Source organism: Bifidobacterium xylocopae (assembly GCF_003315615.1).
Classification (GTDB): domain Bacteria; phylum Actinomycetota; class Actinomycetes; order Actinomycetales; family Bifidobacteriaceae; genus Bombiscardovia; species Bombiscardovia xylocopae.
The window spans coordinates 1-22521 of the sequence record NZ_PDCH01000011.1 but is presented as its reverse complement, the minus strand read 5'-3'; the positions used below and the strand labels follow the sequence as shown (position 1 = coordinate 22521).

The window sequence follows — 22521 nt, the reverse complement described above, 5'->3', positions numbered from 1 at the left end:
TGGGCGGGGCGAAGCCGGACGGCCCTCACCGGCCACCGGTCTGTGGGACTTGCCTGTATTGGTCGAGCAGATAGCGGGTCAGCGTTGAGCCGTCCTTCCCCATCAGCACGGAGAACGAATTGATGGGCATGGCCGCCATGAACATGGTGGCCATGCTGTTGTCCGTGGGCAGGACAGGCAACCGGCCCGCCTCGCCTTCGGCCTCCATCCGCTCAACTATCCGGCTGCCGACCGGATCGCTGCGCCACTCATCCATGGTCGACCATTCGCTCAGGGGCAGGCTCCGGCCGTCCCCAGGCAAGCCGACACTCACGGTCGCCGCGATGTCCCGGCTTGAGACACCCACCTGCACCTCGTAATCGCCCGCCTCGACCCGCCAGCCGTCGTAGGCCTCGGACCAGTAAGCGAAGGCACGCGCATCCAAAGCGATACGGACCTCGCAGCTCTCCCCGGCCTTGAGAAAGACCTTGGCGAAGCCCTTGAGCTCGTGGCTGGGCCGGGCCACCTTGGCCGCGCCGGGCGCGACATAGACCTGGACGGTCTCGGCACCGTCCACGTCGGAGGTGTTGGTTACGCGGGCAGTGACTGTGGCGGTGTTGCCCTCCCCCACCCGCACACTCACATCCGAGAGTTCGAAGTCGGCGTATGACATGCCGAATCCGAAGGGGTAGGCCACCGGCTTGCGGAAGGAGTCATAGTAGCGGTAGCCCACGTACACACCCTCGCCGTAGTCCACATGGCCCTCCTCGCCCGGCCAGTTGAGCATGGTCGGGTCGTCGTCGAGGTCCATGGGGATGGTCTGCGCCAGCTTGCCGGAGGGGCTGACATCGCCGAAGATCAGGTCGGCCAGCGCCCGGCCGCCTTCCTGGCCCAGCAGCCAGCCCTCCATGATCGCCTGCGCCTTGTCCCGCCAGGGGGCGAGCGAAACCACGGAACCATTGGAGAGGATAACGGCCACATGCGGGTTGGCCTGCGCCACGGCCCGGAGCAAATCCAGCTGCTTGGCCGGCAGGTCCAGGCTGGTGCGGTCCATGCCCTCGGACTCCTCCTGCTCGGGCAGGCCCAGGAACATGAGCACGGAATCGGCGCGGCCGGCGGCCTCCACGGCCTCCTGGGTCATATCCGGGCTTTGCGGTTGGTCGTCCAGGGTGAAACCGGGGGCGAAGTCCACGTCAACGCCGCGCTCGCCGGCGGCGTCCAGGAAGGAGGACAGTGCCGTGGGGGTGATGTGGGAGGAGCCGCCACCCTGGTAGCGCGGAGTGCGGGCGAACTCGCCGATGACCGCGATGGAGCCGTCCTTGGCGAGCGGCAGCAGACCACCGTCGTTCTTGAGCAGGACCACCGACTCGCGGGCGGCCTGGCGGGCGACCTCCCGGTGGGCGTCCACATCGTAGCGGTAGCCGGACCGCTCCATGGCGGGCGTGGCCTTGGCGGCCAGGTCAATCATGCCTTGAGCCATGTCATCGAGCTGGGATGCCTCCAACCGCCCGTCCCGCACGGCCTGCACAACCTGGTCGTCGGTGCCTGAGGGCGGCATCTCCAGGTTGAGCCCGGCCTGCAGGGAGGCCACACGGTCGTGGTCGGCACCCCAGTCGCTCATGACGATGCCCTTGAATCCCCACTCCTTGCGCAGTACGTCGGTCAGCAGCCAGCTGTCCTGGGCCGCATGCACCCCGTTGACCTGGTTGTATGCGCACATCATGGTCCATGGCTGGGCGGTCTTGACGATGTATTCGAAGGCCGGAAGGTAGATCTCGCGCAGGGCCCGCTGGCCCACGCGGGCGGAGATGCGCAGCCGGTCGGTCTCCTGGTTGTTGACCGCGAAATGCTTGAGCGAGGTGCCCACACCCCGCGACTGTACGCCGGAGATGATGCCCACCGCCTCATGCCCGGCCAGGAAGGGGTCCTCGGACCAGAACTCGAAGCAGCGCCCGCCCAGGGGGTTGCGCTTGATGTTGACGCCCGGGCCCAGTATGACGGCCACCTGCTCTTGGATGCATTCCTCGCCCATGGCGCGGCCCACCTCCTCGACCAGCTCCGGGTTCCAGGAGGATGAGAGTCCGGCGGCGGGCGGGAAGCAAGTGGCGGGCACGGACTCGTTGAGGTCTACCGCTCCCGTGGTGGCCGCGGTCTTGCGAAGCCCATGGGGTCCGTCGGTGATCATATAGCCGGGGATGCCCTTGGACCGGATGCCTTGCAGGTGCCAGGCGTCGCCGCCCGAAGTCATGCTGGCCCGCTCCTCCAGGGTGAGTTCGCCGGCCTGTGGGGGGTTGGGCTGGTCCTTGTCCGCTTGCCTATCGCTCATCATCGCTCCTTTGCCGTGAGATACCTACCAATTGGTAAGCACTCTATCATGACAGCTTGCCGCCGGGCAAGACGGACGACCACATCGCCATCTCCTCCAATCCTTACCGAACGGTCGGCAGCCGACTGGGGTAGACTGCTAGACAGCGGAACAGCGAAAGGACAGGCGATGGCCACGAAGCACAACGCCGCCGGACCCGGTCTGCCCGGCGTCAGGGCCGATGCGCACGATGGCCCCGGCTCCCGCCAGGCGATTGCCCAGGCAGCCATCCGAGGCTTCGGCCAGCGGGGATACTACGGCACCAGCCTGCAATCCATAGCCGATCAGGTCGGCATGACCAAGGCCGGTGTCCTCCATCACGCCGGATCGAAGGAAGGCCTCCTGGACTTGGTCCTGAACGACATGTACGACGGTGAGTCCCGCCGCCTCATCGGCGAATGCCTGGACCAGCCCCGCCCCCTGATCGCGCACCTGTGGAGGCGGACCGTGGCACTGAACGCCCGCCGCCCCCTCCTGGTGCAGATGTTCTCCACCCTGTCAGCCGAGGCCCTCGACCCGGCCCACCCGGCCCACACCTACTTCCAGCGTCGGGAACGCTCCATCATCGACACCGCCTTGAACGTACGCTGGTCCCTGCCCGACGGCGTCCGGGCGGAACCGGTGCTACGCACCGGGTTCAGCGCCATGGACGGCCTGCAGCTGCGCTGGCTGCGCACCCCGGGCCAGGATCTTCGGGCCATGTGGTCCGAGTGCGAGGACGCACTCATGCCCCTCCCCCTCTGGAGCGGCTACCGCTAATCAGCAGAGGCAGGCAGGTCAAGGGTATTCTTCAACACACAGTGAAATTCACCGCATGCAGGTCCTCCAGACGGGAGGAGTGACCCACAAAGGCCGTGAATTCGCCGGGCTCGACGACACGCCTGCCGTCCGCATCCACCAGGGAGCACTTGGAGACCGGCAGTTCGAAACGGACGGACCTAGTCTGTCCGGGCGCCAGGTCCACCCTACGGAAAGCTTTGAGTTCGCGGTCCGCCCAGGAGACCGAAGTGACTATATCACTGATATAAAGCTGGACCAGCTCGGTGCCGAATCGTTCACCGGTATTGGAAACCTGCACACTCAGTGTCAGGCTGTCCCCTTCTCTCAACCGTGACGGCCCTTCTAACACCGGTTGCCCGTAGGAGAAGGTCGTATAGGCCAACCCCTCACCGAAGGCCCAGAGCGGGTCCTGGGTCAGATCGGCATAGCGGTTGCCATGCTGGCCGCGAATCTGGTTGTAGTAGACGGGCAACTGGCCTGCGTGCCGAGGGAAGGTAATGGGCAGACGGCCCGAGGGCTCAGTCTGGCCGAGCATGATCTCCGCCAGTGCCCGGCCGCCTTTCATGCCGGGGCTGGGCTGCCAAAGTATGGCCTTGGCGCCCAGGGCGCTGGATGGCAGAATCAACGGTTTGGACGACATCAGTACCACGACCATTGGCTTGCCTGTCCGCGCAAGTGCGTCCAGCAGTTCCTTCTGATCGCCATACAGCTCGAGGGTGGCCGTGGACCGCCCTTCACCCACCAGCTGGATGACGTCTCCGACGACCGCCACCACATAATCGGCCTGCTCTGCGGTGCGCACAGCCTCGGCGATCAGGTCCGGGTCGGCTGAAGCGGGAGCCGCGATTCTGGGGCGGGGCTGGCCGTCAGGATAGGTGGGCCCCTCTGGATCGTCGACCAAGCGCAGGATACTGGCGCCCTGGGCATAGTCAACATGCCAGTCCTGCGGGACCTGCTGACGCAGGCCGTCAAGGATGGTGGTAATCATCTCACGCGGCTGGCTGTCGATCCAGTCGCACTGGCCTGAACCACCGGCCCAGTCGCCCAGCTGAGTCTGCGCATCATCAGCCAGGGGTCCAACGACCGCGATGCGACGGCCCCCATCTCTCAAGGCAATGGAGCCGCCACGATCAGCGGGCAGGGGCAGGAGGCCATCGTTCCTCAACAGGACCACCGATTCGCGTGCCGCCTGAAGATTGAGTTCCTGATGTTCCCGGGAACCCACGACAACGCGCTGCCGTTCCAGGTCTGGAAGGCGGGGGTCCTCGAACAGACCCAGACGGAATTTCAAAGCCAGGACCCTGCGCACTGGGCCGTCCAATTCAGTTTCCTCCAGCAGACCCTGCCTGATCGCGTCCAGGGCGCCCTGGTAGAAGTCCGGCGTTGTCATGATTAGATCATTGCCGGCCTTGACCGCGGCAGCGGCGGCGTGCGAATAGTCGGGCTGCACCTTTTGTTCCCAGACCATGCGCCCCACATTGTCCCAGTCTGTGACCAATGTTCCCCGGTAGCCCCACTCGCCGCGCAGGACGTCGTTGAGCAACCAGCCATTGATCGTGACCGGGAGTCCGTCAATGGACTGATAACCCATCATGAAGGAAGCACAACCCTCCTTGGCCATGCGTTCGAACGGTGGTAGGAACCAGGAGCGCAGCTTACGATGGGACAGGTCGGCCTCGGAAGCGTCACGACCGCCCTGGGTCTCCGAATAGCCGGCGAAGTGCTTGGCCGTGGCCAGAATCGCGTCCTTGGGCAGACTCCCCTCCAGGGCCGAACCGCCCTGATAGCCGCGAACCATGGCGGAAGCCATTTCGCCAATCACATACGGGTCCTCCCCGAAGGTCTCATCCACGCGCCCCCAACGCGTGTCACGTGCGACACACAGGACGGGGGAGAAAGTCCAGTGGATGCCTGTGGTGGAGACCTCCTCGGCCGTGGCACGCGCCATGCGCTCCACCAAAGCCGTGTCGAAACTGCTGGCCATGCCCAGTTGGACCGGATAGATCGTGGCCCCTTCGAAGAAGGAGTGACCGTGGATGCAATCGTCACCGATGATCAGCGGAATGCGCAGACGGGTTCGTCCAACAAGCTCATGGGCTTGCCGCAAGCTGCCGGCGGACGCATGCAAAAGGGAACCCACATGACGTTCCAGGATGGGTTCGCGCACACCGCCACGGGCATCGAGCTGCATCACCTGTCCGACCTTCTCCTCCAGGCTCATCCGCCCCAGAAGGTCAGCCACACGCTCGTCGACACCCAGGCTCGCATCCCGAAAGGGAGCGTCACCCGATTCCAATCCACCGCCCACAATCACACCGCCTTTCCGTATCACCCCCGACATGGATTCTCGTCCGAGGGCCCTGCTTTTTACAGTGCGGACCTCTGCTCAGATCGCGGCCCCGCAAGGACGGCCAAGTCCCAGGGGCCTATGTCCAGATCCTCGCCCTTGCCCACTTCGACCCCCTTGGCCTTTCCTACCAGCAACCGGCCCGCGCAGGGGCTTGGAACGGTGACCGTGTCGGAAGAGTAATTGAGCATGTAGGTCACCTGCTCACCGCTTCCGTTGATGCCCCGGCGAATAACGACCCGGCCCGCCAGTTCCTGCGCTGGGCCCCATAGACCTGCGTGCTTGACGGCTTCCGCCAGCAAGAGTCTCATGCCCTCCGGGTCCGGCAGGGTACCGATCCATTCCGCCTCGCCTCGACCGAAGCGGTTACGGGTCACCGCAGCGTAGGCCGACCAGACAGGGTGGTCGTATGTGGCCAGGACCTCAGTGCCTTCCGCAGGCTTCAACAGCTCCATCAGAGCCTGGCTACAGCCTTGCGCAAACGCTGGGGCTCCCGACGGGCCCCCTTTGCCTTCCGCTAAGCTCAGACCAACGCACTTGGGCCGGGTGAACTGGTTGTAGGTCATGCCGAACACTTCAGTCAATTGGTGCGGTGCCCGATCATGCCAGACTTTCAAGTACTCGTCCGCGACGAAGGAACGGACTGTGGACAGGAGGTAGCCCCCCTGATGCACGAACCCCCGCAAGACCTCGAGTGTGGATTCCGGGGCACTGTACAGGGAGGGGGTCAGCAGCATCGCATACCGGGACAGCTCCTCGGGAGCGGCGCTGGTCGGAACGAAATCACATTCGACGTTGAGGTCGAATAAGGCATCATAGACCCGACGTACCACATCATTGTATTTAGGCCCGTCGCTGCCAGGGAATCCTGTATCCAGGGAGAACCATTCAAGCCCGGTCAACGACTCGTTGGAGACCATTATGGCGACCCGGTTGCGCTTGCGCAGATGCCTCAGTCGTCCGCCCAATCCATGATCGGCGATCTCGCGCCCGAAGACACCAGCCTCCTCATAGGTCGGGTTGGGCTCGAAATCATGCGAGAGTAGGCCCTTCCAATAAGTCTCAAAGGAGTTGTGTATGGAATGCCAGTGCCAGTACATCACGCCATCAGCCCCGGAGGCCAGATGGGAGTATGCCTGTAAACGAAGCTGGCCCGGGTAGGGCAACCAGCCGTTCTGACCCTGCGCTTCGGTTTCGAGCACCAGGTAATTGGCCCCGCCTTTGAGCGAGCGGGCCATGTCGCCACCGAACGCGATTTCTTTGCCAGTCAGGTCGTCCTCAGTGGGGTGGTAGATGTCGACCCCCGCGATGTCCAGGGATTTGGCAGCCTCGAAATGGTCCACGGCCGGTTGGACCCCATAGGAGTATCCGCGCCACTCGAAATCGAGGTTATGGGTCACGAACTGGCCGGGACGGGCGCATTCACGCACGATGTCCGCTTGCCACTCCAGGTACTCACTCACCTTCATACGGCGGAACTTGTCGAACTCCGCGGACAGGGAGCCATTGATCGAAGCAGACACATCCGGGAAATCCTGCCATGAATCGATACGGTTGGACCAGTAGTCCAGCCCGAACTCTCGGTTGAGGGCATCCAGGTCGTCACGGAAGACCTTTCGCAGATGCTTGACGAAGAGGGACTGCATATCCGTCGATACGCAGTCATAGTACTTGGTCTCGTTGTCTACCTGGTAGCCGATGACACCGGGCCGGTCGGCCACATGGGTGACGAGCCTGCGGATGACCCGCTCCCCGTACCAGCGGTATGCGGGATTGACTATGTCCATGATCTGTCGGGGCCCATACGCCCGCTGGCCCTCGGGCGTGCGGGCCAACACTTCCGGGTGCATCGCGGCCAGCCAGGCCGGCACCGCATATGTGGGGGTGCCGACGATGACCGAAATGCCATGCTTGTGCGCGGCGGCCAAGGCCCGGTCCACATGGCTGTAGTCAAAGACGCCGGGCTGGGGTTCGAGTGTGGACCATGTGGATTCGGCGATGCGGATAGTATTGATCCCGGCCGCCTCCATCATCGCCATATCGGCCTCGATCCGATCCACCGGCATGTACTCGTCGTAATACGCCGCTCCGAACAGGATCCGGTCGACCTTGGCCGCCGGCCTCGCCTGCCGACCCCCATCTTGCGAGCGCCCCATACTCCCATTTCCTCTCATCGTTTCACCTGACTCCATCGACCAATCCTCCCAGTCTTGCACCAGTCCACTACGACCCGGCACGCGGCCGGATCATCTCATCGGATCACGAACGTATTGAAGGATCGCGGTTCCAACTCGGCTTTGAAGCCCGTCCCCCTGCCTTCGCCTTGACCGTCGATCCCCGCGCAGGAGAAGGGCATGGACCGCTCCAAGGCGTTCTGCACCACGACCACCTTGCTGCCGTCGGGGTTCGCGAAGGCCACTGACATCGCGCCGAAGTGCCCCCGATCCTCCAGCAGCCGGGCACCCGGCTGCACATAGTGCGAGAAGTGGCGCATGACGTAGTATTCGGGATTGCGCCGCACCTGGCGCGTCCCGGAGTCCACGGTGAACAGGGAGTTCTGCCGCCAGCCCCAGGTGCTCACACCCTCGCCCAGGACCATGTTCCAATAGGTGTAGGCTGTGGCGCCGGCTTTGAAGTAGCGGTTGACCAGCGAGAAGACATATTCCGCGTAATCCCAACTGTTCTCGCCCATACCGCACTCGGACTCCGTCTGTATCAGCTCCATCTCGGGCCAGCACTGGTGGGTGCGCTCTATGTCGTGCTGGCCGGCCCATTGGTAGCCTATGCCTTTGATGTACCGGCGGCATTGGCTATCGAAGAGGATGTTGTCCACGAAACGGTTGTAGTTGTTGAGCTCTATGCCGGCAGCGCTGAATTTCATGTCTTCGGGACCGTTCAAGGTGCCAAGGAAAATGTCAGTGCCCGGCGCTTCCCTGGTGAACAGGGGGCCCAGGTAGTCACGGATGAACAGACGCAGATCATCACTCGACCACAGGCAGGAGGGGAACTTCTGGTCGGCAAAGACCTCGTTCTGCACATGCAGCTGGTTGATGCGGATGCCACGCCGTTCGTATTCCTGCACGTATCTAAGCAGGTAATGCGCATAGGCGGACAGATTCTCGGGGCTGGTGACAATACGGCCGAAGTTGTAGACTTTGGGGTTCTTCATCCAAGTGGGAGGGCTCCAGGGGCTGGCGAACAGCGTCATACCCGGCTGGTAGCGCTGCGCCTGTCGGATATACGGGATGAGCGTGGATTCGTCATGTTCCACACTGAAGTCCTTGAGCCCGTAATCGCCTTCGGTTTCGTCATAGCTGTACCAGGAGGCCGCGAAGTCGTTTGCGGCCACTGGCGTACGGTTGAAGGTGAAATTCAGCCCGTCCGGGCTGAAGAGATCCCGTATCACGCCTTCGAGGTCCTTGTCCTCCAGCTCCTGCAAGGGCAGCCATCCCAGTTCGTTGAAACAGCCGCCGAAGCCACGCAGCCTCTGGAGACTGCGACCGGTGAGCTCCATGTCCTCTGAGGACACCATGGCAGACGGTTTAATGGCCCGGCTGGCGAGTCGGTTCTGTCGGGTGGTCGATACCCATTCGATTGTTTCAGTCATATTCCACTTCCTTGTGTAGATGACCGGTGTCCGTCCTAAGCCAGGAGCCGTCGGCCGGACACCGGTACCACCGGTATTGTTCCTTGAAGATCAGGGGGCCGGCCGCTCACTTGACGGTCTTGATGGCCATGATGAAGACGCAGCCCACCAGTGCTGAAGCAATGGCGGTCGGGAAGGCCGCCGCATAGCCGAAACGCAGGACGATGGCGGACATGACCAAGGGGCCCGCCATCTGACCCAGCGTGGTGGACAAATTGAGGATGCCCAGGTCCTTTCCGGCCTGGTCCTTGCTGGGCAGCACGTCCACGTTCAGGGCCTGGTCAACGGAGGAATAGACACCGTAGCCGAAGCCTGCGATGCCGGCATAGAGGAACATACCCATGGAGGTCGGGATGATCCACGGCATGGCGATGCCGACTGCGAATAGGACGGAAGCCACGACGACCGGGACCTTACGGCGGCCGATAACATCGGATACCGGGCCGGACACCAGCGAACCGACCAGGGTTACGACCATGGTGATCACCGACATGACGGCGATCGTGGCAGCAGCCTCGGCCACGGTCTGCCCGACATACTTCTCCACGATGTACATCTGGTAAGTGGAGATCATCTGGTAGCTCAGGAGCATGCATAAACGGCCAACGAAGGCCTTGTAGAAGTCATGGGCGCCATGCAGGCGAGGTGGTTGGAAGGACTTGAGCACATCCAGCAGGGAGCCGCCGTCCTTTGGCAGATAATCTGCGCTCCGCTCCCTGGGCATGATCAGAATGGCCACGATGCCGCCCAGGAACATGAGGCCGCCCGCGAGCGCAAACCAGGGATCATACGCGAAACGAAGGCGGCGCCCAGCAGGGAGCCGATGGGGGAACCGACGGTAGAGCCGGCACCGTAGAAGGCGGAGAGGGTACCGCGCACGCCGGATGGCACCCTGTCGGACAGGACCGCAACCAGGGGCGCTATCATGCAGTTCAGCCCGAACATGCACAGGCAATACACGACGGTAAGCAGGATGGGGTTGGTCGTCATGCCAGTCAGGAAGAGCGTCACTCCACCCAGGACCGCGCCGCCAAGCACCCACGGCGTCCTACGGCCATATCTGGAGCGGGATCGATCGGAGAAGTTCCCGAACATGAGGTTTGACACCAGTGAGGCCACGGCCGTGCAGGCGTTGACCACCCCGATGAGGTATTCAGGGGAGACACCGGGGACCTGCTTCAGATGCTCAGGCAGCAGGACCAGGCTTACTATGCCCAGGCCGGACATCCAGAAGACGCCGAAGAGCAGGAAACTCAGTCCGAACCGGACGATCGTCCTGCGCTCCACCGGTCTTCCCGTCTCGGGCGAGAGCGTCGGATCCTTCTCCGCGGCCGCTATCGCGGCCCGGTGCGCCGCCAGGCGTTCCTGGGCGGAACCCGTTTCAAAAACAGAGTCCTTCATACGGCGACCCCTTTCCTTCTCCATGGTCTGCATTGACGTATCCGATGGTTGGCAGATGGCAACCGCTCTGTTATCTACCAAGCATTAGATAACTTATATCTAATACGTATCGCCCAGTTTTGTCAAATGAATAACCGAAGTCTCACGTCCGCAGCGGCCTGTTCGACGAGCCGAAGTAGGGCTGCGGCTACGATGGAGAACCGAGATTCGAGCCCGGCGACGGAATCCCCCAATACGACCCGCCGTCCGAACAGGCTTTATCGCAAGCCGTCACGGGCGGCGGGAAGGTGAGGAGCGAGACAGGCATGCCCAGGAAAATCCGCAAGGCCCCCCAGACCCGTCGCGATGAGATAACCCAAGCCACGGCCCGTCTAGTCAGCGAGAAAGGATACAACGGCATAACACTGCAGGACGTAGCGGATGCCGTAGGCATGTCGAAACCGGGCATCCTGCATTACGTCGGATCCAAGGAAGGGCTGCTCTCCCTTATCGTCACGGATGTCTACGTGGTCTATGGCACCCCAGAGGAGTTCATAACCACCGGCCTGCCCGGCGCCGATCCCCGCGAGCCGCACTTTCCCGCCTACCTGCGCTACCTCGTCAAGCACAACGTCGCCCAACGCCAGCTGGTCCGGCTCTTCATGGTCCTCCAGTCCGAGGCCTTCGACCCCGACCACCCCCTGCACGACTACTTCGAAGGCCGCGCCGACCGCGTATGGAAGCATTATTCGCACATCCCATGGGCCCTCCCCACAGGATGGGACTGGCGGCGCGACATGCGTCCCCATGTGCGGATGAGCCTGGAAGCCATGGACGGCATCCAGCTGCGCTGGCTGCGCCGGCCACCCATCGACTACGAGCGGGAATGGGCGGCTTTCGAGCGCATTCTCTTCCCCTCCCCTACCTGGGACGATTACCGATAGGGGGACGCGGCTTATAGGGCTACTGAGTGCGGCATCCAGCCTCTCACGACACTTCCAGGACCGTTGTGGAATCGACACCTGAGCGTGAGGCGCCGGCATCAGCCATAAGCTTGGTCATGGCCCTGTCACAATCGTCCTCTGCTGAAACGTCTTCCGTGGGGGCATCCGGACCTCCTGCCTTCTCTCGCTTTTTTGCGGCGGCGATCATCAGTTTGATGCGGTTGAGCTGGTTGGCTTCGGAGGCGCCGGGATCGTAGTCGATGGAGACGATGTTGGCCTGCGGATGCTTGCGGCGGATCTTGCCGAACATGCCGCGGCCGGTCACGTGGTTGGGCAGGCAGGCGAAGGGCTGGGCGCACACGATGTTGGGCGCACCCTCCTCGATCAGCTCCAGGATCTCGCCGGTCAGCAGCCAGCCCTCGCCGGCCTGCACCCCCAGGGAGGTGACGGTCTCGGCCTTGGCCCGCAGGTCACGGATGGGGCTGGGGATGTCGAATTTGCCGTCCGAGGCCTTGAAGGCCTTGATCATGGGCGAACGGTAGGCGTCGGCGGCCTTCAGCACCATTTTCTTGAGCCCGACCGGGCCGCCGGTGCCCAGCTGCTCCTCGTTCCACTCGGCGTTGGAGATGCCGTTGACCATGAAGTCGCAGATGCCGGGCAGCACGGCCTCGCAGCCCTGGTCCTCGATCAGGTCCACCAGGTGGTTGTTGGCGTCCGGGTGGTACTTGACCAGGATCTCGCCGACCACGCCCACGCGCGGCTTGCGCGGGATGTCGCGCAGGGGCAGCTGGTCGAAGGCCGCCACCATCCGTTTCATCAGCGTCCGGTAAGGCAGGAAGCCGCGCCCGTAGACCCGCTGGGCGGTGGCAGACCAGCCGTGGTGGGCCAGGGTCTCCTTGCAGATGGTGTCCCAGGTCTTGTAGAGGGCGTTGGCGGCGCCTGGCTCCGCCTCGTAGGGACGCACCCGCAGGAGGCATTCGATCATGGCGTCGCCCAGGTAGAAGGCCTTGACGGCCCGGTGAAGGAGGGCGGGTGTGACCTGGAGGCCGGGGTTGGCGCGGAACCCCTGGACGCTCAGGGTGATGATGGGCACGGAGCCGTAGCCCGCGTCCGCCATGGCCTTGCGCAGGAGCCCGAAATAGTTGGTGGCCCGGCACATGCCGCCGGTCTGGGTGACGATTACGGCACAGCGGTGGGGGTCCATCCGCCCCGACAGGAAGGCGTTGACCAGCTGGCCCACCACAATGATGGCCGGGAAGCAGGCATCGTTGTTGACGTATTTGACACCGGTGTTGATGTCGTCCGCAGAGGCGTGCTTGAGCAGTTCCACCTGGTACTTGCCGCTGGCGAACACCGCCTCAAGCAAGGAGAAATGGACCGGCGACATTTGCGGACACACGATCGTGTACTTGTGGCCCATCTCCTTGGTGAAGGCGTTGACATGGGCGTACTTGGACAGGCTGGGTTTGTCGGCGGCAGCGGCCCCCTCGGCGGGCTCCGGTGCGGACCGGGCCTGGGGGGCGGCGGCAACCGTGACGGGTTCGGCGGCTTCGGCGTCCGTGGGCGCTGCCGGCTGGGGGGCGACCGGCCGGTCCTTGCGGGCGGTCAGACCGTAAGGGTGGAGCTTGACCAGGCCCTGGTCGCTGCGGTCGTGCAGGGCGATGTAGCGAGCCAGGACGGCTATGGAGGCACCATTCCCGGTCAGGCTGACCTTGCGGGCACCAGTGTTGCGGAAACCGTCGCCGGACGCTGACTCGTGGGCTGTCTCTGCGATTGCCATCTCGGATTCCCCTCTGGCCTTCGACTCAAGCTCAGACCCGGGCTCAGACACGGGTTCGGCCGTCGTCTCGGGCGCTGCCTTCGAGTCCGCTTCCGGCTCTCCCCCGTCCCGTCGAGCCCGTTCCTCCATGGCTGCCTTGAGGGAGCGCAGGCGAATCTTGGCCGCACCCAGGTTGGACACTTCGTCGATCTTGAGCTGGGTGTATACGTCGCCCTTGTCGGCCAGGATCTCCTGCACCTGGTCAGTGGTGATGGCGTCCACGCCGCAGCCGAAGGAGACCAGCTGCACCAGCTGTACGTCCGGATATTCGGAGACGAAGCGGGCGGCTGAATAGAGCCGGGAATGGTAGGCCCATTGGTCGGTGACGCGCAGGGGCATCTTGGAGTTGTCCGCCGTGCCCGCCGGCACGGTCTTGCGGAAGAGTTCGGCCCGGCTGGAGTTGGAGGCCAGGGCCCGCTCCCCCGCGTCGGGGAGCACGTAGTCGGAGAGCTTAGGCAGGTGCTTGGCGTCCAGGTTGCAGATCGAATCCTCGGACAGGACGGCCAGGCCCAGGGAGCAGATGGTCTCGGGGATGCCGTGGTTGATCTCCGGATCCACATGGTAGGGCCGGCCGGACAGGACCACACCGCGCACGTCGTGCTCGCGCATGTAGGCGAGTGCGCGCAGTCCCTCCTGACGCACGTCCTCCTTGAATCGGGCGTCCTCCCGGTAGGCCGCCTGCACGGCCCGGCGGACCTCGTCCTCGCCCACGCCGGCCCAAGCGAACTCCGCGGCCACGCGCTCTACCAGCTTGCCGCGGTTGGCCAGGTTGAAGTATGGGCGCATGAAGCGCACGCCGGGCCCCGCCAGCTCGGCCATGTTCGCCTCGACCACCACCGGGTAGTTGGCCACGATCGGACAGTTGTAGTGGTTGTCGGTGCCGCCCACCAGCTCCTGCTCGTACGAGACGCAGGGGTAGAAGATGGTCCTGACGCCCTTGTCCAGCAGGGATCTGATGTGCCCGTGGACCAGTTTCGCCGGATAGCAGATGTTCTCGGAAGCGATCGATTCCATGCCCGACTCGAACAGGTCGTGGTTGGAACGCCCTGACACCATGACCCTGAAGCCCAGGGAGGTGAGCAGGGTGAACCAGAATGGATAGTCCTCGTACATGTTGAGCACACGCGGGATGCCTATATCGCCGCGGGTGGCCTTATCGGGGGTCAGACGGCGATAGGCGAAGGCGCGCTTGTACTTGAAATCGTACAGGTTGGGCCGGTCGGACCGCTTGCGGTTCTTGTCGCCGCCGCGTTCGCAGCGGTTGCCGGTCACGTAGCGTCCCCCGTCCTCGAACTCGGTGATCGTCAGCTTGCAGTTGTTCTGGCACAGGCGGCAGATGTCATGGCTGGTGGTCATGCCCAGATGGTCCAGGGCCTCGCCGGCCAGCAGGCCGCTCTCGGCCCGGCCCAGGCGTTCGTCGACCCCCTCTCCCCCGTCGTCCGGGCAGTGCATGCGGGCCGTGAGCGCGGCCCCGTATGCGCCCATGAGCCCTGCTATGTTGGGCCGGGCCACCCGCCGGCCCGTCAGCAGCTCGAAGGCCCGCAGGACCGCGTCGTTCAGGAAGGTGCCGCCCTGGACCACCACCACGGGCCCCAAAGCGTTGGCATCACGCAGCTTGATGACCTTATACAGGGCGTTGCGCACCACCGAGTAGCACAGGCCGGCGGCTATGTCTTCAGGCGAGGCGCCTTCCTTCTGGGCCTGCTTGACCGACGAGTTCATGAACACGGTGCAGCGCGAGCCAAGGTCCACTGGGGCCTTGGAAGCCAGAGCCTGTTGGGTGAACTCCTGGATGGAGACGCCCATGGAACGGGCGAAGGTCTGAAGGAAGGAGCCGCATCCGGCCGAACAGGCCTCGTTGACGCAGATGGAGTCGATCACCCCGTCATTCACTGCGATGTACTTCATGTCCTGGCCGCCTATGTCGATGACCGAGCTGACACCGGGGCTGATCTCCTCGGCCGCCCGGTAGTGGGCCATGGTCTCGACCACGCCCTCGTCGACATGCAGGCCGGCGGCGATCAGACCCTCCCCATAGCCGGTGGAGCAGGAACGGGCGATCCACGCCTCCTCAGGCATGGCCGCCCGCACGTCCCTGACGATCCGGGCGGCCGCGACCAGGGGGCTGTCCTGGTGGGTGCTGTAGGTGGACCAGACGATGGTCTTGTCGTCGTTGATCAGGGTGGCCTTGATGGTGGTGGACCCCGCATCAATGCCCAGGAAATGCGGGCCGCGCGCGCCTTCCAGGTTTCCGGTGGCGACGGTCTCGCGGGCGTGGCGCCGCTCGAAGTCCCGACGCGCGGCCGACGTCTTGAACAGGGGGTCGACCGTACGGGCCGTGGAGGGCATGGATTCGAGCGACTCCAAAGCGGAAAGGACCCCGTCCAGGCTGGACAGGTCGAAGTGCCCCTCCTGGGCTCCTACCGATCCGGGACCCGGGGCCGCGACCTGACCGCCGCCGGACCCGGAGTCGTATGACGGGGTGCCGCTGTCGGACCCGGTCCGACCGCCTGATTGCAGGCGGCATGTGTTGCGACCGCCGACCGTGGCATCCTGCACGGCCGACCGTTCCAAGCTGACGGCATCCACCGTCCGGACCCTTCTAGCCTCTCCCGGGTCACGCCCCCAGGCCGGGCCGAAGGGGTCGTTGACATCGGTCTGCGGCGAATAGGCGGTGGACGCGCCGGCGGGGTCCGCCACTCCGCTCCCATCCCCACCTGCCGCAAGGGCCGCCCCGTAAGCCACATACAGGTGGGCGGCCTCGGGGTTGATGTAGGAGGCGACCTTGCCCTCCAGCAGGCGCTTGAAGGCCTCGCGCAGCTGGGGCATGAAGAAGAGGGGGCCGCCCAGGAAGACGACATTGCCACGGATGGGCCGTCCACAGGCCAGTCCTGATATGGTCTGCGTGGCGACGGCATTGTAGATGGAGGCGGCCAGGTCCTCCTTGGCCGCGCCGTCGTTGATCAGGGGCTGCAGGTCGGACTTGGCAAAGACCCCGCAGCGGGAGGCGATCGGGTAGATGGTCCGATAGTGGGAGGCCAACTCGTTCATGCCGGCCGCGTCCACGTTGAGCAGGGTGGCCATCTGGTCGATGAAGGCGCCGGTGCCGCCCGCGCACGACCCGTTCATACGCTGCTCAGGCGTGGGCTTGAGATAGGTGATCTTGGCGTCCTCGCCACCCAGCTCGATGATCACGTCGGCCTGGGGATAGGTCGCGGAGATGGCCTCGGTCTCTGCGATGACCTCCTGGACGAACTCGGCGCCCAGCTGCCGGGCCAGCTCCAGGCCGCCCGATCCTGTGATGGCCATACGTATGGGGCGCCCCTCCATCCCCCCGCGGGCCAGGGACAGCTTGATGTCGGTGACCAGCTCCGCCACGCACTGGCGTACGTTCGCATGGTGCCGGCGGTAATCGGTGAAGAGGGAGTCCTCCAGACGGGAGGACCCCGCCAGGACCACCGCCTTGACCGTCGTCGAACCAATGTCGAGCCCCACGCGCAGCGGCGGATGCGCGCCCCGTCCGCTCGCTTGCCCCTCGTCCATTCGCTCCTGCGCCATCAAGCCAGAACCCCGCATCCTGCCGCCTGAGGAACCGACGCCCGGCTTCCGCGCCCGCCCATAACGGCTCATATGCTTTATATGCTATCGCCTGACCCGACCGGAAGTCAGCAGCCGGCACAGGAAAGATACGCTTGTAGCATAACCCGCGTTCGCTTTGCAGACCCCGGATCCGCCCTGCGCGGGCCTATGCTTTGTCCCTGACTCGCGGGATTGTGGAAGCCGGATCATAGACAGGATGTAAGGAGGCCAAGGTGCGCTTGGACATGGCCATTGAGACGGTCTTCGGGCCTGGCGGCAGCTACTCGGCAGGGGGCTCCCCCGCCGGTTCGATCAACCAGCCCAAACCCTTGAGCGAACTGCCTCGGCTGGCACGGGACACCACAGCCGAAGACCCCTGGCCCGTGTCCGTGCTGAGCCAGAAGTACCACGACGCCGTGGCCCGGTGGCCAGGTGCCTGGGTCGAGGGCCAGATCGTCGAGATCAACACCCGCAGGGCCGGCTCGGCCTACCTGACGGTCCGGGACAACTTCGAAGATATCTCCGTATCCGTGATGGGCTTCCGGGCGTTCGCCGCCAAGGCGCGGGACTTCCACCAGGGCGACCGGGTGGTGGTGCATGGCAGGCCGGACCTGTGGGTCAAACAGACCCGGCTGAGTTTCATGGCAGACGACATCCGCCGCGTAGGCACCGGCGACCTCAAGGAGCAGATTGAGCAGCTGCGGCGCCGCCTCAAGGGCGAGGGCCTCTTCGATGCCGCGAACAAGATACCCCTGCCCGAGTTTCCCAAACGCATCGGTCTGATCTGCGCACCCCAGGCAAGGGCCGAGGGCGATGTCATCACCAACGCACGCCTGCGCTGGCCGACCATCGAGTTCTCCGTGATACATGCCCATGTACAGGGTCCGCAATGCCCTCCCGAGGTGGTCGCCGCCATCAGGAAGCTGGATTCTGACCCGTCGGTGGACGTGATCATCGTGGCGCGCGGAGGGGGGTCCTTCGAGGATCTGCTCGGCTTCTCGGACGAGGCTGTGGTACGCGCAACGGCCGCCTGCGAGACGCCCATCGTCTCCTCGATCGGCCATGAGGACGATTGGACGCTGATCGACCTCGCCGCCGACCTGCGCGCGTCCACCCCCACCGACGCCGCCAAGCGCGTGGTGCCCGACGTCGTCGAGCAGGAAGGCATCATCAGCGAAGCGCGTACAAGGATCGAGTCGCGCATCCGCGCTTTGGTGGACAACGAGACCCGCATGATCGAGGGCTACGCCAACCGCCCCAGTCTGACGCAGCCATTGACGATGCTGGACAAACCCCAGCGGTTCGTGGACGACGCCCAGGTACGTCTGGACATAGCCCTACGCAGGATCGTGGATGATGCCTCCCTTACGGTGGAGAAGCTTCAATCATCCCTGACCGCCCTCTCCCCCCAATCCACCCTGGACCGTGGCTACGCGGTGGTCCAGACCACCGACGGGGCCGTGGCGGACGACGCGAACGCCATAGCGGACGGGGCGGAGCTCAGGATCACCCTCAAGCGTGGCGCCCTGGCCGCCAGTAAGACGGCCAGCCTGGACGACGGACGCTGAGCGGGGCCATCCCGCCGCATCGGCCACAAGAGCGACGACCGAGCGGCAACGAGAACACGAATGACCGAAACGAAGGAGCCGACAATGGCAGACCAGCAACAACACACCGACAGGAACCAAGAGGCACTGGCCTCCACATTGAGCGAAAAGGAGCGTGAGGCAATCGCCAAACTCCCCTACGAGCGCGCCCGCGACCAACTCATCGAAGCCGTGCAGGCGCTTGAGGCCGGCGGCCTGGACTTGGACGCCTCCATGCGCCAGTGGGAGATTGGCGAAGCACTGGCCAAACGCGCCCAGGAACTCCTGGGACAGGTGCGAGCCAAGCTGGACGCGGCCCAGGCCGAGCAGGCCTCGGCGGGGGCCACGGCAGGCACCCAATCCAACCTGGAATAGGCGATGTCGCTGGCCGGAATCCCGATTGATTCCGGCTACCGGTCTAGGGGCTTGCGATCACTTCCGACGCAAGCCCCTAGGTCTACCTGACGTCCGCCACTGATGGACACGCAAGGCTTGCCCCCTGCTGAATCCAGCTGGCGATTACACACCGACCCAGATGGTACCAACCAAAGCGCGGTGGTCGGACCCGGGAATGGATATGGTCCTGAGCTGGCCGGCCTGTATGCCCCTGTCGAACACGATATGGTCGATCGCCGCGAACGGAGGCACGCCCGGGCGGTCGTTCGGCCAGCTCATCGTGAAACCGTGCCCCGAGTAGCGCGCGGCGTCCCGGAAGCGTGAACCCAGTAGATCACGGAAGGGGGCGTGGTCATACGAAGCATTGAAATCACCCAGAAACACGTAGCTGGTGTGTACATGACCCTTCATGGCACCCACATCCTCCAGGCTGCGCTTCCACCGGTCCCATTTGCCGACTCCCGGCGAAGTGGTGTGTACGGAGACAAACCGCACCCGGCGACCGCTCCCGAAGTCCACGGTGCCGGCCGGCATCTGAGAGGCGGCGGAATCCACATCATCCCGGGCCGGAGAGCCCATAGGGGTGGCCGACCACAGACCGTTGCCATACTCTCCGTCCGCCGAAGCGACCTTGGCGTAGGGCAGCAGCTTCCCGATACCCGCCCGCTCCAATCCGGCGACGAACCCCTCGGTGGTTTCCTGCAGGGCCAGCACCTCCACCCGGTTCTCCCGTACCGCCTGCACGATGGCCTGGGGATCGGCCCGCCCCTTGTAGACGTTGGCAGTCATGACCCGCGCGGCGTCGTCATCGGTCACAGGCAGCTCAGCGCTGCCTGCGGCCAAAGCCTCCTTGGGAAGGTCATGGTCGGCCGCGAAGAAGGGGTACTGCCAGGCGACGCCCGCGCACAGGCAGGCCAGTGCCAGCAGGGCGCTCAACCAACGCCGGGAGGCCAGCCCCAGCACCAGGGCGAACGCGGCCGCGAGGGCGAACCAGGGGGTGAGCGAGACGGTTTCTGGAAGGAAGGGCCAATCGGCGAACCGCCCGGGCAGCAGCCTGGCCCCGGTGCCCACCAAGGCGATCGCTGTCAGCAAGCGGGCAAGGACCGTGCCTATGAACCGAACCCATGGCACCCGTCCATTCACCGTCATGCCCCCGCCTCTCCGCACCGCTTATGCTCATCAACCGTGTTGAACGATTGTGCAGCCAGGCCAGGACCGGACCATCTCGGTCGGCGTACGGCGGTTCTAGCGGCGGTCATGCCTTCCGCAACGATGCCGGCAGGACCGCAGCAGGACGGTGCCGCCGGCCGCGACGCTCAAGGCGATCAGGGCCACGCCTGTCAGCCGCGCAACTGGCAACGCCCCTGACCGGGGCAGGGGGAAGTTCCTCGTATAGTAGACCGTCGCTTCCTGGGCGTCTTCGGTGAACTTGCCATTGCCAGGCAGCCTGGTCTCCTTGTAGGTATAGCCGTCGATGATCTTGCGATCGACCTTGATGTCGTCGTCCACTTTGGCGCTCACCTGCTCGTCTGGGGCGATGGCAACCCCGGTTTCGGCGTCCTTGTAATGGACGGTCACTGGCGCGGAAGTGGGTGGCGAGGTGACATATGGGGTCAGCACGGTGAACCAATGGTTCGTGCTGTTCACACCGCCTGGATTGACGAAGCTGATCAGGTAGAACTTGTTGTCCATGCCGGCCGCGGGTTCGACCGTATATCCGCCGAAAGGACTCTGCGTAGGGGCGGGTTCCTGCGGGATGCCACTCACCGAGAACGTGATCTTGCTGCCGTCCACCACATTCGGCCTCGACCCATCCAAGGCGCCGTTGTAGAACACATTGATGAGTCCGTTGCTGCGGGACATGATTCTCGCCACGGCCTTACCAGGCGCGCTGTCGAAAGGCTTGACGAAGGCCTGCTCGAACGTTTTGCCATTCGGCGCTTTGATCAGGTCCGCGTAATCCACGGTGACGGTCGGATTCGACGGACGGACGTAGACGGTCCTGGTCACCGGCCAGTTGTAGAAGTAGTGCAGGTTGTTGCGGTCCTCGGACAGGTTGCTGTTGCGGATACCGGAGAAGTCCGCGATCTGGTTGTACTGGAAATCGACGTAGCTGGTACCTGGGTCGTTGATGGCTGGAAGCAAGGGGCTGATGTCACTGATCCTGTTGCCGAAGAAGTGGAAGGTGCGCAGCTTGCTCAGGTCCTTGAGCGGGGTCAGATCGGTGATGTCGCCGTAGGTCCTGTCCTGGCACTGGTTCATGCAGTTGGAGCTGTCCGCGTAGGCTGGGGGAACCTCCAAGAGGACATTGACGGCGTTCGATGCGTACTGCAAACCCTCCAGGGAGAAGGGGTCAGTGCCCGGGCGCCCGGATCGCAGCTCCCAGTACTCGGTCTTCTTGCTGCCGTCGGGCTGGGGGACGCTGGGATGGTTGGAGATGGTGGTGAGCCGGGCCATATCGGTTCTGGTGATGTCATCGACCGTGGCCGAAAGGCCCAGGATGCCCTCGCTCTGCATGTCCGCCAGGATGACCGCTTGCAGGGTCTTGTTGGGCATCCATGAATCGATCCCCGCGCCCCTTGGCGCAAGCTTCGGTTGCTGCGTTGCCTTGCTGGCGGGGTCGGAACCATCCGTGGTGGCGGAGGCGGGCCCATCCTTGCCGACAGGGTCGGAACCATCCTTGGTGGGCGGCTGCGCGGAAGACCCGTTTTCTCCGGTCTCGGCCGCCCTGGCCGGAGACGTGATGACCGTTCCCGCCAGGCACACCGAAATCAGTATGAACATGGCAATGATGGCCCTGGTGATTCTGGGCATAATCCAGCGCAAGTGCAATCCTCTCCTGCCCGGCTCCCCCGAGCGTCTTGCAGGTATATGTCAAGTGTATACCCTCTGTAGAGCATGTGAAAACATTGCTATTACTGGGTTTACACGATATTTTTTGTTGGACTTTATCCTTTATTTAGGCGGTCGAAGGGTTCCTCATAGCCCAGCCAAGGCGATGTGCCTTCGCGGGCGCATGCTACAGTGTTATAGCGTTGCCCCGGTAGCTCAGGGGATAGAGCACTTCTCTCCTAAAGAAGGTGTCGTGCGTTCGAATCGCATCCGGGGCACCATCGTCATACGCCATAGCCAATCAGGGCTTAGCCAATAGCGGCATGCGGCCCCACCCCCTGTCATATAGGGGCGGGGCCGCATGCCGTTCCTGTCGGTCAAACCACCGACGATCTCACTCCGTCAGCATGTGCCTGCCTTGCGAACGGCGAGTGAGTTCACGTACCGCGTAGGAAAGTGCCCCCAGCACACTGGCCAGACAGAGCAGGAGACCGATGAGTTGGTAGAAGGCGGTACTGCCGGCCTTGGGCAGGTTGAAGGCCCAGACGTATCTGTACCCGTTGCCGATCGTATACCTCTCCTGGCTGTGGCGGCCTAAGGTCCAGTCGACGGTGACATCGACATCGCCTTGGGCGTGCGCCGGCGTTCTGACCGACCATTGACCGCCACTGCTGCGACTGACCCCAGCGCCATTGAGACCGTCGAACTTGACGCCGGTCACCTCTATGGCCGGTTCCACACCTTTGGTGGGTGTGGTGCGGTTGGTGGTGCCGCCGTCACCCAACTGGCCGGCGTTGTTCGCGCCCCAGGCATACACCTCACCCGTGGCACCCACCGCAAAACTCTGCGCCCTGCCGGCACCCACCCC

Annotated in this window: 11 protein-coding genes, 1 tRNA gene and 2 pseudogenes; 5 read left to right on the top strand and 9 right to left on the bottom strand. The window is 64.1% G+C overall.

Annotated elements, in window-relative coordinates; all coding sequences use genetic code 11:
* Positions 1–25 precede the first annotated feature (25 nt).
* A complete protein-coding gene (locus CRD59_RS05745) occupies positions 26–2305 on the bottom strand; it encodes an exo-alpha-(1->6)-L-arabinopyranosidase (RefSeq protein WP_113853732.1) in 2280 nt (759 codons plus the stop codon).
* Positions 2306–2473: 168 nt separating this feature from the next.
* On the opposite strand from CRD59_RS05745, the gene CRD59_RS05740 reads away from it, so the two are divergent.
* Positions 2474–3103, top strand: coding sequence for a TetR/AcrR family transcriptional regulator (locus tag CRD59_RS05740; protein ID WP_113853731.1), 630 nt, complete (start codon positions 2474–2476; stop codon positions 3101–3103).
* A gap of 31 nt (positions 3104–3134) precedes the next feature.
* On the opposite strand, the gene CRD59_RS05735 is transcribed toward CRD59_RS05740, so the two are convergent.
* The 4 genes and pseudogenes from CRD59_RS05735 to CRD59_RS05720 form a co-directional block, all read right to left on the bottom strand.
* Positions 3135–5465, bottom strand: a complete 2331-nt coding sequence (locus CRD59_RS05735) for a glycoside hydrolase family 3 N-terminal domain-containing protein (protein ID WP_113853730.1) — start codon at positions 5463–5465, stop codon at positions 3135–3137.
* A 26-nt stretch (positions 5466–5491) separates the two neighbouring features.
* Positions 5492–7627 (bottom strand): beta-galactosidase, encoded by a 2136-nt coding sequence (locus CRD59_RS05730; protein ID WP_113853729.1) that lies wholly within the window; start codon positions 7625–7627, stop codon positions 5492–5494.
* A gap of 95 nt (positions 7628–7722) precedes the next feature.
* Positions 7723–9078, bottom strand: coding sequence for a glycoside hydrolase family 30 protein (locus CRD59_RS05725; protein ID WP_113853728.1), 1356 nt, complete (start codon positions 9076–9078; stop codon positions 7723–7725).
* Between the two features lie 106 nt (positions 9079–9184).
* Positions 9185–10518, bottom strand: a pseudogene (locus CRD59_RS05720) (MFS transporter).
* A gap of 305 nt (positions 10519–10823) precedes the next feature.
* Here CRD59_RS05720 and CRD59_RS05715 point away from each other — a divergent pair.
* Positions 10824–11441 (top strand): TetR/AcrR family transcriptional regulator, encoded by a 618-nt coding sequence (locus tag CRD59_RS05715; RefSeq protein ID WP_113853727.1) that lies wholly within the window; start codon positions 10824–10826, stop codon positions 11439–11441.
* Positions 11442–11484: 43 nt separating this feature from the next.
* On the opposite strand, the gene CRD59_RS05710 is transcribed toward CRD59_RS05715, so the two are convergent.
* The gene (locus CRD59_RS05710) at positions 11485–16803 is read right to left on the bottom strand and encodes an acyl-CoA dehydratase activase-related protein (protein ID WP_113853726.1); all 5319 of its coding nucleotides are present in this window, start codon (positions 16801–16803) and stop codon (positions 11485–11487) included.
* 281 nt (positions 16804–17084) lie between these two features.
* Here CRD59_RS05710 and xseA point away from each other — a divergent pair, with 281 nt between their 5' ends.
* Together xseA and CRD59_RS05700 are read left to right on the top strand one after the other, a co-directional pair.
* Entirely contained in the window at positions 17085–18407 is a 1323-nt protein-coding gene (xseA, locus tag CRD59_RS05705; protein ID WP_113853757.1) for an exodeoxyribonuclease VII large subunit, read from the top strand.
* Between the two features lie 84 nt (positions 18408–18491).
* Entirely contained in the window at positions 18492–18800 is a 309-nt protein-coding gene (locus CRD59_RS05700) for an exodeoxyribonuclease VII small subunit (protein ID WP_113853725.1), read from the top strand.
* A gap of 144 nt (positions 18801–18944) precedes the next feature.
* Here CRD59_RS05700 and CRD59_RS05695 read toward each other — a convergent pair whose 3' ends face one another.
* Complete coding sequence (locus CRD59_RS05695; protein ID WP_236632759.1) at positions 18945–19970, bottom strand: endonuclease/exonuclease/phosphatase family protein; 1026 nt, start codon at positions 19968–19970, stop codon at positions 18945–18947.
* A 96-nt stretch (positions 19971–20066) separates the two neighbouring features.
* A complete protein-coding gene (locus CRD59_RS05690) occupies positions 20067–21647 on the bottom strand; it encodes a MucBP domain-containing protein (RefSeq protein WP_127920947.1) in 1581 nt (526 codons plus the stop codon).
* Between the two features lie 211 nt (positions 21648–21858).
* Here CRD59_RS05690 and CRD59_RS05685 point away from each other — a divergent pair.
* A tRNA-Arg gene (locus tag CRD59_RS05685) sits at positions 21859–21934 on the top strand.
* Positions 21935–22047: 113 nt separating this feature from the next.
* Here CRD59_RS05685 and CRD59_RS05680 read toward each other — a convergent pair.
* Positions 22048–22521 (bottom strand): annotated as a pseudogene (locus CRD59_RS05680) (RCC1 domain-containing protein); the annotation flags it as partial.

Bases quoted from the DNA above. Each gene is read 5' to 3' on its own strand.
- CRD59_RS05745 (WP_113853732.1), bottom strand. From the start codon at position 2,305: ATGAGCGATAGGCAAGCGGACAAGGACCAGCCCAACCCCCCACAGGCC.
- CRD59_RS05740 (WP_113853731.1), top strand. From the start codon at position 2,474: ATGGCCACGAAGCACAACGCCGCCGGACCCGGTCTGCCCGGCGTCAGG.
- CRD59_RS05735 (WP_113853730.1), bottom strand. From the start codon at position 5,465: ATGTCGGGGGTGATACGGAAAGGCGGTGTGATTGTGGGCGGTGGATTG.
- CRD59_RS05730 (WP_113853729.1), bottom strand. From the start codon at position 7,627: ATGGGGCGCTCGCAAGATGGGGGTCGGCAGGCGAGGCCGGCGGCCAAG.
- CRD59_RS05725 (WP_113853728.1), bottom strand. From the start codon at position 9,078: ATGACTGAAACAATCGAATGGGTATCGACCACCCGACAGAACCGACTC.
- CRD59_RS05715 (WP_113853727.1), top strand. From the start codon at position 10,824: ATGCCCAGGAAAATCCGCAAGGCCCCCCAGACCCGTCGCGATGAGATA.
- CRD59_RS05710 (WP_113853726.1), bottom strand. From the start codon at position 16,803: ATGGACGAGGGGCAAGCGAGCGGACGGGGCGCGCATCCGCCGCTGCGC.
- xseA (WP_113853757.1), top strand. From the start codon at position 17,085: ATGGCCATTGAGACGGTCTTCGGGCCTGGCGGCAGCTACTCGGCAGGG.
- CRD59_RS05700 (WP_113853725.1), top strand. From the start codon at position 18,492: ATGGCAGACCAGCAACAACACACCGACAGGAACCAAGAGGCACTGGCC.
- CRD59_RS05695 (WP_236632759.1), bottom strand. From the start codon at position 19,970: ATGACGGTGAATGGACGGGTGCCATGGGTTCGGTTCATAGGCACGGTC.